13 protein-coding genes are annotated in these 14,368 nt (G+C 72.0%); 1 reads left to right on the top strand and 12 read right to left on the bottom strand.

The genetic code is table 11. The annotated features are described in order from the left end of the window. Positions 1-27 precede the first annotated feature (27 nt). From AB0D32_RS25460 to pyrR, 10 genes are all read right to left on the bottom strand, one after another. Positions 28-561, bottom strand: a complete 534-nt coding sequence (locus AB0D32_RS25460) for a guanylate kinase (RefSeq protein WP_357095141.1) — start codon at positions 559-561, stop codon at positions 28-30. A 25-nt stretch (positions 562-586) separates the two neighbouring features. After that, positions 587-904 (bottom strand): integration host factor, actinobacterial type, encoded by a 318-nt coding sequence (gene mihF / locus AB0D32_RS25455; RefSeq protein ID WP_350924709.1) that lies wholly within the window; start codon positions 902-904, stop codon positions 587-589. A gap of 178 nt (positions 905-1,082) precedes the next feature. Next, positions 1,083-1,919, bottom strand: a complete 837-nt coding sequence (gene pyrF / locus AB0D32_RS25450) for an orotidine-5'-phosphate decarboxylase (protein ID WP_357095138.1) — start codon at positions 1,917-1,919, stop codon at positions 1,083-1,085. Between the two features lie 130 nt (positions 1,920-2,049). After that, entirely contained in the window at positions 2,050-3,324 is a 1,275-nt protein-coding gene (locus AB0D32_RS25445; RefSeq protein ID WP_357095134.1) for an adenosylmethionine--8-amino-7-oxononanoate transaminase, read from the bottom strand. A 139-nt stretch (positions 3,325-3,463) separates the two neighbouring features. Next, positions 3,464-4,483: a quinone-dependent dihydroorotate dehydrogenase gene (locus tag AB0D32_RS25440; RefSeq protein WP_357095131.1), complete on the bottom strand. Its 1,020-nt coding sequence runs from the start codon at positions 4,481-4,483 to the stop codon at positions 3,464-3,466. A gap of 94 nt (positions 4,484-4,577) precedes the next feature. Next, complete coding sequence (gene carB, locus AB0D32_RS25435) at positions 4,578-7,979, bottom strand: carbamoyl-phosphate synthase large subunit (protein ID WP_357095128.1); 3,402 nt, start codon at positions 7,977-7,979, stop codon at positions 4,578-4,580. Next, a complete protein-coding gene (gene carA, locus AB0D32_RS25430; RefSeq protein WP_357095125.1) occupies positions 7,972-9,138 on the bottom strand; it encodes a glutamine-hydrolyzing carbamoyl-phosphate synthase small subunit in 1,167 nt (388 codons plus the stop codon). Before carA ends, carB begins: the two co-directional genes overlap by 8 nt. After that, on the bottom strand, positions 9,135-10,520 hold the full coding sequence (locus tag AB0D32_RS25425) for a dihydroorotase (RefSeq protein WP_357095122.1): 1,386 nt from the start codon (positions 10,518-10,520) through the stop codon (positions 9,135-9,137). Before AB0D32_RS25425 ends, carA begins: the two co-directional genes overlap by 4 nt. Then, complete coding sequence (locus AB0D32_RS25420) at positions 10,517-11,443, bottom strand: aspartate carbamoyltransferase catalytic subunit (RefSeq protein ID WP_121395245.1); 927 nt, start codon at positions 11,441-11,443, stop codon at positions 10,517-10,519. The genes AB0D32_RS25425 and AB0D32_RS25420 overlap by 4 nt, the downstream gene beginning before the upstream one ends. After that, a complete protein-coding gene (gene pyrR, locus AB0D32_RS25415) occupies positions 11,440-12,024 on the bottom strand; it encodes a bifunctional pyr operon transcriptional regulator/uracil phosphoribosyltransferase PyrR (RefSeq protein ID WP_357095118.1) in 585 nt (194 codons plus the stop codon). The genes AB0D32_RS25420 and pyrR overlap by 4 nt, the downstream gene beginning before the upstream one ends. A 284-nt stretch (positions 12,025-12,308) precedes the next feature. Between pyrR and AB0D32_RS25410 the strand changes: the two genes are divergently transcribed. Beyond that, on the top strand, positions 12,309-12,797 hold the full coding sequence (locus AB0D32_RS25410) for a transcriptional regulator (RefSeq protein WP_091436620.1): 489 nt from the start codon (positions 12,309-12,311) through the stop codon (positions 12,795-12,797). Between the two features lie 121 nt (positions 12,798-12,918). Here the strand turns inward: AB0D32_RS25410 and nusB are convergent, their stop codons facing one another. Continuing rightward, on the bottom strand, positions 12,919-13,329 hold the full coding sequence (gene nusB / locus AB0D32_RS25405) for a transcription antitermination factor NusB (protein ID WP_357095297.1): 411 nt from the start codon (positions 13,327-13,329) through the stop codon (positions 12,919-12,921). A 23-nt stretch (positions 13,330-13,352) separates the two neighbouring features. Next, positions 13,353-13,910, bottom strand: a complete 558-nt coding sequence (gene efp, locus AB0D32_RS25400; protein ID WP_357095114.1) for an elongation factor P — start codon at positions 13,908-13,910, stop codon at positions 13,353-13,355. Between the last annotated feature and the right edge of the window lie 458 nt (positions 13,911-14,368).

Raw genomic sequence — 14,368 nt, 5'->3', positions numbered from 1 at the left:
TCGCACCGCGCTCGGCGGTGCTGGCGGTCAACCGCGAACGTGCGGTGGCGCCGGAGCCAGGAAGGAAGAACCGGACAAGCCTAACAGCTCGTCGACGACCCGCCCGGTGCGGTCGTGCGCGAGGGTGTGTTCGAAGGCGACCAGCGTGGCCTGCGGGGGGACGTTCCCCGGCGGGTGCAGCAGCACCAGCCGGGCGTCGGGCAACGCGGCCCGGACCAGCAGCGCGCCGGCGAGGTCGAGGCCGACCAGCACCGGCTGGCCGGCGGCGAGCCGGGACCGCAGCGGTTCGTACGGGGTGCCGCGCCGGTGGGGCCCGGCCCGGCTCCACTCCAGCAGCTCACCGGCGGCCACCATCCGGTCGAACTCGGCCGGGGTCAGGAAGAACCGGTCGACGCCGTCCAGCTCGCGCTCCCGGCGGGGTCGCGTGGTGGCCGGCACCGGAACCCACACGGACGGAGAACGCGCCCGGACGCGCTCGACGACACTCTCCGTGCCGGAGCCCGAAGGCCCCGCCAGGACAGTGAGCCGAGCCGCCGGGCGCGCCTCGTCATCCGTGTTCACTGCTTGTTTCTACACGCAGCCAGCATCAGTTGGCGGCGAACTCTCCAAGCAGTGCCTTGCGCTGCTGCTCGCCGAGGCCACGCAGGCGACGGCTGTCGGCGATCTTGAGCCTCTCCATGATCTGGGTGGCCCGGATCTTGCCGATACCCGGCATCGCCTGCAGCACGGCGGAGACCTTGAGCTTGCCGACGACATCGTCGGACTCGGCACGCTCGAGGACGGCTCCGAGGGTGGTCTTGCCCTGCTTGAGCTGCTCCTTCAGCTCAGCACGGGCCTTGCGGATCTCCGCGGCCTTCTCCAGCGCGGCAGCGCGCTGTTCCGGGGTCAGTGACGGGAGCGGCACCAGTTCTCCTCAGGTCCCTATCGCGACGGGCGGGACGCACCGCCGCATCTGTGAAACGTGGTGTCGCTGTGAACCAAGGGGTCCGTGGTTCCCAGCGCGGGGAAAACTAGCGGTCGAGGACGCATTCGGCAACGTGGACGCGCGATGATCATCGCAAAGTGACCGAGCCGTCAGTCAGTCACCGGGCGGCGAGAGCGGCCCGACAGTCGGTCAGTGCGCGCTCGGCGGCGGCCCGCAGGGCGTCCGGATCCGGGCCCGCGCCCAACACCTCGCGGGAGTACGAGGGCAGCACCGCGGGCAGCGCGGAGCCGAAGACGACGCGCAGATCCGCCGCGGTGGCGCCCTGCGCCCCGAGGCCCGGAGCGAGTAGCGGACCGTTCACGGCGGACAGGTCGTGACCGGTGTCACCGATGGTCGCACCGACCACCAGCCCGAAGCTGCCGAGCGGTTGCGCACCCGCGTTGAGCTGGGAAATCTCGTCGATCACGGCCTGCGCCACGGTGCGTCCGTCGGCGGTGCGGGCGCGCTGCACGGCGGCGCCCTCGGGGTTGGAGGTGAGCGCCAGCACGAACACCCCGCCGCCGTGCTCGGCGGCCAGTTCGAACATCGGCGCGAGCGCGCCGACACCGAGGTACGGGCTCGCGGTCACCGCGTCCACATGGACCGAGCTGGATGGGTCGAGGTACGCGGAGGCGTACGCGGCGACCGTCGAGCCGATGTCGCCGCGCTTGACGTCCAGGAGAACGAGCGAGCCCGCTTCGCGTAACTGTCGGATAGTTGACTCTAGAATCGCCATACCTTTCGAGCCGAAACGCTCGAAAAAGGCCGACTGGGGCTTGACCACCGCGACCCGGTCACCAAGGGCTTCCGTGACCGTCCGGGCGAACCGGTCAAGCCCCCGGATGTCGTCGTCAAGCCCCCAGCGAGTCAGCAGCTCAGGGTGCGGGTCGATGCCGACGCAGAGCGGTCCCCGCTCGGTGACGGCCCGGTGCAGGCGGGCGCCGAAGCTGTCCATCCGGTTCTCTTCCTCTCCTGCGCGCCCCGGGCGTCACCGCCGGGGCGGGCATGTCCCCGCGGGCGGCACGTGCCGCCCGCGTACTCCCGCCGGTGGATGACCGGCGAATGACCGACGGATGGCCGGCGGCTCAGCCGGCCCGCACCGCGGCGGCGACCCCGGCGGCGATCCGCGCCAGGTCGGCGTCGTCGGCGACGTACGGCGGCATGGTGTAGACGAGGTCGCGGAACGGCCGCAGCCAGACCCCCTCGGCGACCGCCGCGGCGGTCGCGGCGGGCAGGTCCACCGCGCGGTCGAGCTGGACCACGCCGATCGCGCCGAGCACCCGCACGTCGGTCACCCCCGGCGCGCCGCGCAACGGCTCCAGGCCGGCCCGCAGGCCCGCCTGCACCCTCTCGACCTGCCCCACCCAGTCCCCGGCCCGCAGCAGGCCGAGGGAGGCGTTGGCGACCGCACAGGCCAGCGGATTGCCCATGAACGTCGGTCCGTGCGCCAGCACCCCGTCGGCCGAGATGCCGCGGGCGACCTCCGCCGTGCAGAGCGTGGCGGCCAGCGTCAGGTACCCGCCGGTGAGGGCCTTACCCACGCACATCACGTCGGGCGCCACCCCGGCGTGCTCGGCGGCGAACATGGCGCCCGTACGCCCGAAACCGGTGGCGATCTCGTCGAAGATCAGCAGCACGCCGTGCGCCCGGGTCACCTCGCGCAACACCCGCAGGTAGTGCGGGTGGTGGAAGCGCATCCCGCCGGCGCCCTGGACCACCGGTTCCACGATGACCGCGGCCAACTCGTGGGCGTGCCGCTCGACCGCCTCGACCAGGGCCGCCTCGTAGGCCGGGTCGGGCAGGGTGTCGAAGCCACCGGGCGGCACGGGGGCGAAGACCTGCCGGGGCAGCACGTCGCCCCAGAGGTGGTGCATCCCGCCCTCCGGGTCGCAGACGCTCATCGGATGGAACGTGTCGCCGTGGTAGCCGCCCCGCCAGGTGCCCAGCCGGCGGCGTTCCGGCCGGCCGGTGGCCCGCTGGTACTGCAGGCACATCTTGATCGCGACCTCGACGCCGACCGAGCCGGAGTCGGCCAGGAAGACGTGCTCCAGCCCGTCCGGGGCCAGCTCGACCAGGGTGGTCGCCAGGCGCACCGCGGGCTCGTGCGTGAGCCCGCCGAACATCACGTGGCTCATCCGGCCGAGTTGGTCGGTCACCGCCGCGTCGAGCACCGGGTGCCGGTAGCCGTGGATCGCCGCCCACCACGACGACATCCCGTCGACCAGCTCCCGGCCGTCGGCCAGCCGCAGCCGTACGCCCTCCGCGCCGTCCACCACGTACGGCGGGCTGGCCGGCGGCAGCGCCCCGTACGGATGCCACACATGCGCCCGATCCGCACCCAGAATCTCCTCAGGCGTCACCGCCCCTCCCTCCCTCCCTCTCCCCACCCGCCCACCCCTCCCCCCTCTCCCCCGCGATCTTGCACTTGTGGCCCGCGATACGACCGGTGAGGGCGATATGTCGGGGCGGAAACTGCAAGATCGCGGGGGGAGAGGATGGTCAGGGGGTGGGGGGTGTGGAGCGGGTGGCGGCGCGGACCAGGGCCGGGCCGCCGTAGATGAAGCCGGTGTAGAGCTGGACCAGGGCGGCACCGGCATCGAACATCCTCGCGGCGGAGTCCCGGTCCACGATGCCGCCGACGCCGATCACCGGCAGCCGGCCGCCGGCCTCCCGGTGCACGAAGGCGACCACCTCGCGGGCGCGGTCGGCGAGCGGACGACCGGAGAGACCGCCGGTCTCCGCGCCACGGGCCCGGTCGGCCGGGGCGAGCCCGTCGCGCGCCAGCGTGGTGTTGGTGGCGATCACCCCGGCCGCGCCCCGCGCCAGGCAGACCTCCAGCAGCTCCGCGATCGCCGGCTCGGTGAGGTCCGGGGCGATCTTCACCAGCACCGGCTTCTCCCCCACCAGCGCCGCCAGGATGGCGTCCAGGTGCGCCCGGTCCTGCAGGGAACGCAGACCCGGGGTGTTCGGCGAGGAGACGTTGACCGCGAAGTAGTCACCGTGCTCGCGCAACGCACGGTACGAGGCGAGGTAGTCCTCCACCGCCTCGTCCAGCGGGGTCACCTTCGACTTGCCCAGCGAGATGCCCAGCGGCACCCCGATCGGGCGGGGCAGCGCCGCGAGCCGGGCCGCGAGGGCCTCGGCGCCGGCGTTGTTGAAGCCCATCCGGTTGACCACCGCCTCGCTGGCCGGCAGCCGGAACAGCCGGGGCCGGGGGTTGCCCGGCTGCGGAAACGCGGTGACCGTACCGACCTCGACGAAGCCGAAGCCCAGCGCCGGCCAGGCCGGCAGTGCCACGCCGTCCTTGTCCATCCCGGCGGCGAGCCCGACCGGGTTGGGGAACTCGACGCCGAACACCGTGCGCGGCGCGCGGACGGCGTACCGGGCCCGCAGCGCGGCCAGGGCCGCCGGCCGGCGGGAGAGCCCCGCCAGCCGGCGCAGCGTCCACTCGTGCGCGGCCTCCGCGTCCCCGCCCCCGATCCGGAACAGGCCCGGTCGTACGACCCGCTCGAAGATCACGCCCGACCCTCCTGCCCCCGTCGACCAGGAAGTTGTCGCCCGCCGGGCCGGCGTGTCACCACAACAACTTCATGATCGCCAAGGTGAGGGCTGGTCACTCGGCGGCCCGCAGGGCGGCGTGCAGCTCCTGGAGCGGGCGCACCTGCATGTCGCCCCGGATCCGCGCCTCGATGCCCATCACCGCCGCCGCCGCGCCCGGCACCGTCGTGATGCACGGGATGTCCGCCGTGACGGCGGCGCTGCGGATCTCGTAGCCGTCCGAGCGGGCGCTCGCACCCGAGCCCTGCGGAGTGTTGATCACCAGCGCCACGGCGCCGCCGAGGATCAGCGACACCGCGTCCTCGCCCCCGCCGGACTCGTAGTGCTTGCGGATCTGCTCGCAGGCGATGCCGTGCCGGCGCAGCACCTCCGCCGTGCCGGTGGTGGCGACGATCTCGAACCCGAGATCGGCCAGCCGCTTCACCGGGAAGATCATGCCGCGCTTGTCCCGGTTGGCGACCGAGACGAAGATCTTCCCGCCGGTCGGCAGCGAGCCGTACGCGGCCGACTGCGACTTGGCGAAGGCGTGCCCGAAGGCGGTGTCGATGCCCATCACCTCGCCGGTGGACTTCATCTCGGGGCCGAGCAGCGAGTCCACGCCCTTGCCGGTGGGGGTGCGGAACCGCTTGAACGGCAGCACCGCCTCCTTGACCGCGATCGGGGCGCCGGCCGGCAGCGAGCCGCCGTCCCCCGTGGCCGGGAGCAGCCCCTCGGCGCGCAACTCGGCGATGGTGGCGCCCAGCGCGATCCGGGCCGCCGCCTTCGCCAGCGGCACGGCCGTCGCCTTGGAGACGAACGGCACCGTCCGGGACGCGCGGGGGTTCGCCTCCAGCACGTAGAGCATGTCGTCCTTCAGCGCGTACTGCACGTTGAGCAGGCCACGCACGCCGATGCCCCGGGCGATCGCCTCGGTGTAGCGGCGTACCTGGGCCACGTGCGAGCCGGCCAGCGTGATCGGCGGCAGCGCGCAGGACGAGTCGCCGGAGTGGATCCCGGCCTCCTCGATGTGCTCCATCACGCCGCCCAGGTAGACCTCGCCGTCGGCGTCGCAGAGCGCGTCCACGTCGATCTCGATGGCGTCGTCGAGGAACCGGTCCACCAGCACCGGATGGTCCGGGGAGATCTCGGTGGCCCGCCCGATGTAGCCGCGCAGCGTGGCGTCGTCGTAGACGATCTCCATGCCCCGCCCGCCCAGCACGTACGACGGCCGGACCAGCACCGGGTAGCCGATCTCGTCGGCGATGGCCTTCGCCTCGTCGTACGAGGTCGCCATGCCGTGCGCCGGGGCGCGCAGCCCGGCCCGGGCCAGCACCGCGCCGAACGCGCCCCGCTCCTCGGCCAGGTGGATCGACTCCGGGGAGGTGCCGACGACCGGCACGCCCGCGTCCTTCAGCCGCTGCGCCAGGCCCAGCGGGGTCTGGCCGCCGAGCTGGACGATCACCCCGACCACGCCCGGCCCGCCGGCCGCCTTGCCGGAGGAGTCCTCGGCGTGCCAGACCTCCAGCACGTCCTCGAAGGTGAGCGGCTCGAAGTAGAGCCGGTCGGCCGTGTCGTAGTCGGTGGAGACCGTCTCCGGGTTGCAGTTGACCATCACGGTCTCGAAGCCGGTGCCCGCGGCGGTGCTGTCGGGCGCGCTGCGCAGCGCCTGGACGGCGTGCACGCAGGAGTAGTCGAACTCGATGCCCTGGCCGATCCGGTTCGGCCCGGAACCCAGGATCATCACCTTCGGCCGGGCCGACGGCACGACCTCGGTCTCCTGGTCGTACGTCGAGTAGTGGTAGGGCGTGGTCGCCTCGAACTCGGCGGCGCAGGTGTCCACCGTCTTGTAGACCGGGCGGACGTCGAGGCGGTGCCGCAGCGTCCGTACGCCGTCCTCGGCGGCCAGCTCCGGGCGCAGCGCGGCCAGCTGCCGGTCCGACAGGCCGGCCCGCTTGGCCCGGCGCAGCAGGTCGGCGTCGAGCACCGGGGCGTCCACGATCTCGGCGCGCAGCTCGACGAGGGCGGCGATCTGGTCCAGGAACCAGGGGTCGATCCCGCCGGACGCGGCGCTGACCTCGGCGATCGACGCGCCGAGGCGCAGCGCTCGCTCGACGGTGTAGAGCCGGCCGTCGTGCGGCATCCGCAGCGCGGCGAGGGTGTCCTCCTTCGTCACGCCGGCCGGGTCGACGCCCGTCGCGGCGGCGACGACCGGATCCGGCACGGTCCAGAATCCGGCTGCCTTCGTCTCCAGCGAGCGCATGGCCTTGTTCAGCGCCTCGCTGAAGTTGCGGCCCAGGCTCATCGCCTCGCCGACGGACTTCATCGTCGTGGTCAGCTCCGGGTCGGCGCCCGGGAACTTCTCGAACGCGAACCGGGGGATCTTCACCACCACGTAGTCCAGGGTCGGCTCGAACGCCGCCGGGGTCTTCAGGGTGATGTCGTTGGGGATCTCGTCGAGGGTGTAGCCGATGGCCAGCTTCGCGGCGATCTTCGCGATCGGGAAGCCGGTGGCCTTGGAGGCCAGCGCCGACGACCGGGACACCCGCGGATTCATCTCGATCACGACGATCCGGCCGTCGGCCGGGTTGACGGCGAACTGGATGTTGCAGCCGCCGGTGTCCACCCCGACCTCGCGCAGCACCGCGATGCCCAGGTCACGCAGCTGCTGGAACTCGCGGTCGGTGAGCGTCATGGCGGGGGCCACGGTGACGCTGTCGCCGGTGTGCACGCCCATCGGGTCGACGTTCTCGATCGAACAGACCACCACGACGTTGTCGTGCCGGTCGCGCATCAGCTCGAGCTCGTACTCCTTCCAGCCGAGCACGCTCTCCTCGATGAGGACCTCGTGCACGGGGCTGGCGGCCAGCCCGTCGCCGGCGATGCGGGCCAGGTCCTCCGGGGTGTGCGCCATGCCGGAGCCGAGGCCGCCCATGGTGAACGACGGCCGGATCACCACCGGCAGGCCCAGCTCGGTGACCGTTTCCTCGACCTCCGCCATCGAGTGGCAGACCCGGGAGCGGGGCACCAGGCTCGACGGGTCGTCGAGACCCAGGCGTACGCCGGCCTTGGCGACGATGTCCTTGAACAGCTGCCGGTCCTCGCCGCGCCGGATCGCCTCGATGTTGGCGCCGATCAGCTCCACGCCGTACTTGTCGAGCACGCCGGCCTCGTGCAGGGCGACCGCGGTGTTCAGCGCCGTCTGCCCGCCGAGAGTGGGCAGCACCGCGTCGGGGCGCTCCTTGGCGATCACCAGCTCGACGAACTCCGGGGTGATGGGCTCGACGTACGTGGCGTCGGCGAACTCGGGGTCCGTCATGATCGTCGCCGGGTTCGAGTTGACCAGGCTGACCCGGATCCCCTCGCTGCGCAGCACCCGGCAGGCCTGCGTGCCGGAGTAGTCGAACTCGCAGGCCTGCCCGATCACGATCGGCCCGGAGCCGATCACCAGGATGTGTTTGAGATCGGTCCGCTTAGGCATCTGTGCGCCCCTCGCTCTGGGTCCGGCCCTCGATCAGCTCCGCGAAGCGGTCGAAGAGGTAGTCCGCGTCGTGCGGACCGGCTGCCGCCTCCGGGTGGTACTGGACGGTGAAGGCGGGCACGTCCCTCGCCCGCAGCCCCTCGACGACGTTGTCATTGAGGCAGACGTGAGTGACCTCGACACCACCGAACTCGGTCTCGATCACCTCATCGGGTACGACCGCGCCGTGGCGCGCGCCCGGGACCTCGACCGCGAAGCCGTGGTTGTGGCTGGTCACCTCGACCTTGCCGGTGGCCCGGTCGAGCACCGGCTGGTTGGTCCCCCGGTGGCCGTAACCGAGCTTGTACGTGCCGAAGCCCAGCGCCCGGCCGAGGATCTGGCTGCCGAAGCAGATGCCGAACAGCGGCACCTTCCGGCGCAGCGCCTCCCGCGCCAGGGCCACCGGCCCGTCGGCGGTGGCCGGGTCGCCCGGGCCGGGCGAGAGGAAGACCGCGTCCGCCCCGGTGGCGAGCAGGTCGTCGATGGTGGAGTGGGCCGGGAGCACATGGGTGGTGACGCCCCGGGCGGCGAGCCGGCGCGGGACGTTGCGCTTGATGCCCAGGTCCAGCGCGGCGACCGTGAACCGGTGCTCACCGACGGCCTGCACCACGTACGGCTTCGCGGTGGTCACCTCGGCGGAGAGGTCCGCGCCGGCCATCTCCGGGGACTGCCGCACCCGGGCCAGCAGCGCCCGGGGGTCGGTCTCGACGCTGGAGATGCCGACCCGCTTCGCGCCGCGCTCGCGCAGGTGCCGGGTCAGCGCCCGGGTGTCCACGCCGCTGATGCCGACGACGCCCTCGGCGGCCAGCCGCTCCTCCAGCCCGCCGCTGGCCCGCCAGTTCGAGCTGATCCGGGCCGGGTCACGGACCACGTAACCGGCGACCCAGATCCGGTCCGACTCGTCGTCCTCGCCGTTGACGCCGGTGTTGCCGATGTGCGGGGCGGTCTGCACCACCACCTGACGGTGGTAGGAGGGGTCGGTCAGCGTCTCCTGGTAACCGGTCATGCCGGTGTTGAAGACCGCCTCGCCGAAGGTCTCCCCGACGCTGCCGTACGCCTCGCCGTGGAACGTGCGCCCATCCTCGAGTACGAGGATCGCGCTTCTGCGCTTGGTGCTCACTTGACAGCCTTTCCGTCCAGGACCGTCGGCTCGCCGCGCAGGAAGGTCGCCACGATGCGACCCGGCAGCGTCATGCGGGCGTACGGGGTGTTGCTGCTACGACTGGCCAGCTCCGCCGGCTCGATGGTGCGGCGGGCGGCCGGATCGACCAGGACCAGGTTGGCCGGCACGCCGGGCGCGGGGTCGAGACCGTGTCCCTCCAGCCCGGCGATCCGGGCCGGGGCACGCGACATCCGCTCGGCGATCAGGTCCCACTGCGGACCGAGCACGTCGAGGGCGACGGAGAGCGCCGTCTCCAGGCCGAGCATGCCCGGCCGGGCGTACGCCCACTCGCACTCCTTGTCCTCCACCGCGTGCGGGGCATGGTCGGTGGCGACGATGTCGATCACGCCCTCGACCAGGGCCGCCCGCAGCGCGGCGATGTCGGTCGCGGTGCGCAGCGGCGGGTTGACCTTGAAAACCGGGTCGTACGCTCCGGCGGGACTCCAGTTGTCCGCGATCGCGGGGCTCGCAAGCTCGCCCCTCCCGCTCACCGAGTCTCCGTTGTTCGCGAGTGCGGGGCTCGCAAGCTCACTCCTCCCGCTCACGACCTCGTCGGTGAGCAGCAGGTGGTGCGGAGTGACCTCGGCGGTGACCCGGACGCCCCGCGCCTTGGCCTGGCGCAGCACCTCGACGCTGCCGGCGGTGGAGACGTGACACACGTGCAGCCGGCTGCCGACGTGCTCGGCGAGCAGCACGTCGCGGGCGATGATCGCCTCCTCGGCGACCGCCGGCCAGCCGGTCAGGCCGAGCCGGGTCGACACCTCGCCCTCGTGCATCTGCGCGCCCTCGGTGAGCCGGGGCTCCTCGGCGTGCTGGGCGATGATCCCGTCGAACGCCTTCACGTACTCCAGCGCCCGGCGCATCAGCATCGGGTCGGCGACGCAGTGCCCGTCGTCGGAGAAGATCCGCACCCGGGCCGCCGAGTCGGCCATCGCGCCCAGCTCGGCGAGGCGCTCGCCGGCCAGGCCGACGGTGACCGCCCCGATCGGCTGCACGTCCACCAGCCCGGCCTCCCGGCCCAGCCGCCAGACCTGCTCGACCACGCCGGCGGTGTCGGCCACCGGCGAGGTGTTGGCCATCGCGCAGACCGCTGTGTAGCCACCGAGCGCCGCCGCCCGGGACCCCGACTCGACGGTCTCGGCGTCCTCCCGGCCCGGTTCGCGCAGGTGGGTGTGCAGGTCGACGAGGCCGGGCAGGGCGACCAGGCCGGTGCCGTCGACGACGGTCGCGTCCGGCGCGGTCAGCCCGGCGCCGACTGCGGCGACGACACCGTCGCGGATCAGCACGTCGGTCGGCGCGGCGCCGACGACGCTGACATTGGAGATCAGGTACGAGCTCACCGGTTGTTCCCCCCGAGCAGCAGGTAGAGGACGGCCATCCGCACGGAGACCCCGTTGGCGACCTGTTCGACGATGGTGGAGCGAGGCGAGTCGGCGACCTCGGGCGTGATCTCCATGCCCCGGTTCATCGGGCCGGGGTGCATGACGATCGCGTGCTCGGGCAGCCGGCGCATCCGCGGGCCGTCCAGCCCGTAGCGGCGGGCGTACTCGCGGGCGGACGGGAAGTAGGAGGCGTTCATCCGCTCCCGTTGCACCCGCAGCATCATCACCACGTCCGACTGCGGCAGCACCGCGTCGAGGTCGTAGGAGACGTCGGTGCCGGGCGCGAGCGCCTGCGCGATGTGGACGGGGATCAGTGTCGGCGGCCCGACCAGAGTCACCTTGGCGCCGAGCGTGGACAGCAGCAGCACGTTGGAGCGGGCCACCCGGCTGTGCAGGACGTCCCCGACCACGGCGACCGAGAGGCCGGCCAGTCGCCCCAGCCGGGAGCGCATCGTGTACGCGTCGAGCAGCGCCTGGGTCGGATGCTCGTGGGTGCCGTCTCCGGCGTTGACCACCGAGCCGTCGACCCAGTCGGCGAGCCGGTGCGGGGCGCCGGAGGCGGGGTGCCGGACGACCACCGCGTCGGCCCCCATCGCCTGGAGGGTCAGTGCGGTGTCCTTCAGGCTCTCACCCTTGGTCACGCTGGAGCCCTTGGCCGAAAAGTTGATCACGTCGGCGCTGAGCCGCTTCGCCGCCGCCTCGAACGAGATCCGGGTGCGGGTGGAGTCCTCGTAGAAGAGGTTGACCACGGTGCGCCCGCGCAGCGCGGGAAGCTTCTTGACCTCCCGGCCGGCGACGGTGGCCATCTCGGCGGCGGTGTCGAGGATCTCGGTGGCGGTGGCGGCGTCCAGGTCGGCTCCGGAGAGCAGGTGCCTGATCACGAGAGGGCACCCCCGTACAACCTGACCTCGTCGGTGCCGTCGGTCTCCGCGAGGGTGACCTTCACGCTCTCCGCCAGGGAGGTCGGGATGTTCTTGCCGACGTAGTCGGCGCGGATCGGCAGCTCACGGTGACCGCGGTCGACCAGGACGGCGAGCTGTACGGAGGCCGGCCGCCCGACGTCGTTGAGGGCGTCGAGCGCGGCCCGCACCGTACGGCCGGAGAAGAGCACGTCGTCGACGAGGATGACGCGCCTGCCGTCGATGCCGCCCGGCGGCACCTGTGTCGGCCCGACCGCGCGGGTGGCGTGCCGGCGCAGGTCGTCGCGGTAGAGGGTGATGTCGAGCACGCCGGCCGGGACGGTCACGTCCTCGAAGGTGCTGATCCGGGCGGCCAGCCGCTTCGCGAGCGGGGCGCCCCGGGTGGGGATGCCGAGCAGCACGGTGTCCGCGGCGCCCTGGGTCTTCTCCAGGATCTGGTGGGCGATGCGGTCGACCACGCGCTGGACGTCGGCGCTGGCGAGGATCACCTTCACCGAGGGTTGTCGCGGCGGAGGCGACTGGTCAGTCGGTGGGTAGGCCACGGCGGACCTCCTTCCCCGCCTCACGGGACGGGTCGTTAAAGGACGTCGGATGCCGGCACCGGACCGCGAACGGCCTGGACCGGGGCTTCACGCCACGTTACCAGTGGTCACCGCACGAACCGCCGCCGGCCACTGACCCCCTGGTCAGCCCGGCGAAATGGGGACAACTCCCCCGGTGATCCCAACGGTAAGGTCACGAGCACTTGACCAGTTCTGCCAATCCCCGTACCGTCACGCTCCGTAGCGATCGCTGGGAGAACCCCGAGCAGCACTGGGAGTGTTTAATGCCCTCTGAATACGCCAAGTCTCTGGGCGCCCGCCTGCGCTCCATCCGCCAGCAGCAGGGCCTGTCCCTGCAGGGCGTGGAGGAGAAGTCGAACGGGCGATGGAAGGCGGTGGTGGTCGGCTCCTACGAGCGCGGCGACCGCGCCGTCACGGTGTCGCGCCTGGCTGAGCTGGCCGACTTCTACCGCGTACCCGTCTCGGAGCTGCTGCCCGACGGCAGCGGTGTTCGCCACGAGCCCACCAGCAAGATCGTCCTCGACCTGGAGCGGCTGTACGACGAGGCCTCCGAGGAGTTGGCCTACGTCGCCCGGTACGCGCGCGCCATCCAGCAGCAGCGTGGTGACTACAACGGTCGCGTGCTCTCCATCCGCGCCGACGACCTGCGCGCGCTCGCCATCGTCTACGACGCCTCGCCGTCCGGCCTGATCGAGCGGCTCACCGAGCACGGTGTGCTGGTCGCCGACCCGCGGGCGTTCTTCGCCAGCTGACCTCGATTACGCGAAGGGCCCGTGCCGTCCGGCACGGGCCCTTTCGTCGTCGTTCGCGTCGCCACCACAACCGCCGTCACCTCGCCGGGTGTGACGCACGTCAGGTGTGACGTGCGCCGCGTCAGCGGGTGGCGTACTCGGCGATGCGGCCGAGGATACCGTTGAGGAAGCGCGGCGAGTCGTCGGTCGACATCTGCCGGGCCAGTTCGACGGCCTCGCTGATGGCCACCGCGTCGTCGATCTCGTCGACGTAGAGCAGCTCGTAGACCGCGATCCGGGCGAGGTTGCGATCGACGGTCGGCATCCGGTCCAGCGTCCAGCCCTCGGCGTAGCTGGCGATCACCTCGTCGATCCGGTCGAGGTGGGCGGCGACACCCTCGACGAGGCTCACCGCGTATCCCAGGTGCTCGGGTCGGGGCTTCTCGATCCGCTCGATGTAACCGGCGAGCACGTCGACCGGCGGACGATCCCGCAGGTCGGCCTCGAAGAGCACGTCCAGCGCCCGCTTGCGCGCCTTGCGGCGTGCCGGCATCTGCTGCTTGGGGCCCTCAGCCATCAGGCGCGGCCGAGGTAACGGCCGTCGCGGGTGTCGACCTTGATCTTCTCGCCGGTGGTGATGAAGAGCGGCACCTGCACGGTCGCGCCGGTCTCGACAGTGGCCGGCTTGTTGCCGCCGGTCGACCGGTCGCCCTGCAGGCCCGGCTCGGTGTAGGTGATCTCCAGCACGACGCTGGTCGGCAGCTCGATGTAGAGCGGGAGACCCTCGTGGGTGGCCACGGTCGCCTCGGCCTCGGGCAGCAGGTAGTTCGCCGCCTCGCCGACGGTGGCGTCCGGCACGGTGATCTGGTCGAACGTCTCCAGATCCATGAAGACGTAGTCCTCGCCGTCGGCGTAGAGGTACTGCATCGTGCGCTTGTCCACGGTCGCGGTCTCGACCTTGGTGCCCGCGTTGAAGGTCTTGTCGACCACCTTGCCGGACAGCACGTTCTTCAGCGTGGTACGCACGAACGCACCACCCTTTCCGGGCTTGACGTGCTGGAACTCAACGACGGCCCAGAGCTCGCCGTCGAGGTTGAGTACCAGGCCGTTCTTCAGGTCGTTGGTGGTGGCCATTTCCTGCCTTGATCATCAATTGGCGGACAGACCTGGCAAGTCTACTAGTTGCGTCGAGCGCCGCTGTCCGCCGCTTCCCGCGACGTTCCCACCACCGCTCCCGACGTTCCCCACCGCGGCTCCCACCATCCCTCACCGCTGCCACCGGAGTTCCGGCGGCCCAAGGCCACCGGTTCACCGGGCACCGGGCACCGGGCACCGGGCACCGGGCACCGGGCACCGGGCACCGGGCACCGGGCACCGGGCCACCGGGCACCGGGCACCGGGCCACCGGGCCACCGGGCCACCGGGCCACCGGGCCACCGGGCCACCGGGCCACCGGGCCACCGGATGGTCCAGCAACATCGCCAGTTCCGTGGCAGCACCACAGTCGCACTTCACTCTCCGCAACAGCCACCTTCCCCCGACAGGAACCCCCACGTCCCCTTTGCTCTGCAGCCGCGGACGCACCACTTACC

It is taken from the genome of Micromonospora sp. NPDC048170 (assembly GCF_040652795.1).
In the GTDB taxonomy this organism is placed as follows: Bacteria; Actinomycetota; Actinomycetes; order Mycobacteriales; family Micromonosporaceae; genus Micromonospora.
This window is presented reverse-complemented; position numbering and strand designations above follow the sequence as displayed.

Bases quoted from the DNA above. Each gene is read 5' to 3' on its own strand.
- pyrF (WP_357095138.1), bottom strand. From the start codon at position 1,919: ATGGACAGCTTCGGCGCCCGCCTGCACCGGGCCGTCACCGAGCGGGGA.
- carB (WP_357095128.1), bottom strand. From the start codon at position 7,979: ATGCCTAAGCGGACCGATCTCAAACACATCCTGGTGATCGGCTCCGGG.
- AB0D32_RS25410 (WP_091436620.1), top strand. From the start codon at position 12,309: ATGCCCTCTGAATACGCCAAGTCTCTGGGCGCCCGCCTGCGCTCCATC.
- nusB (WP_357095297.1), bottom strand. From the start codon at position 13,329: ATGCCGGCACGCCGCAAGGCGCGCAAGCGGGCGCTGGACGTGCTCTTC.
- efp (WP_357095114.1), bottom strand. From the start codon at position 13,910: ATGGCCACCACCAACGACCTGAAGAACGGCCTGGTACTCAACCTCGAC.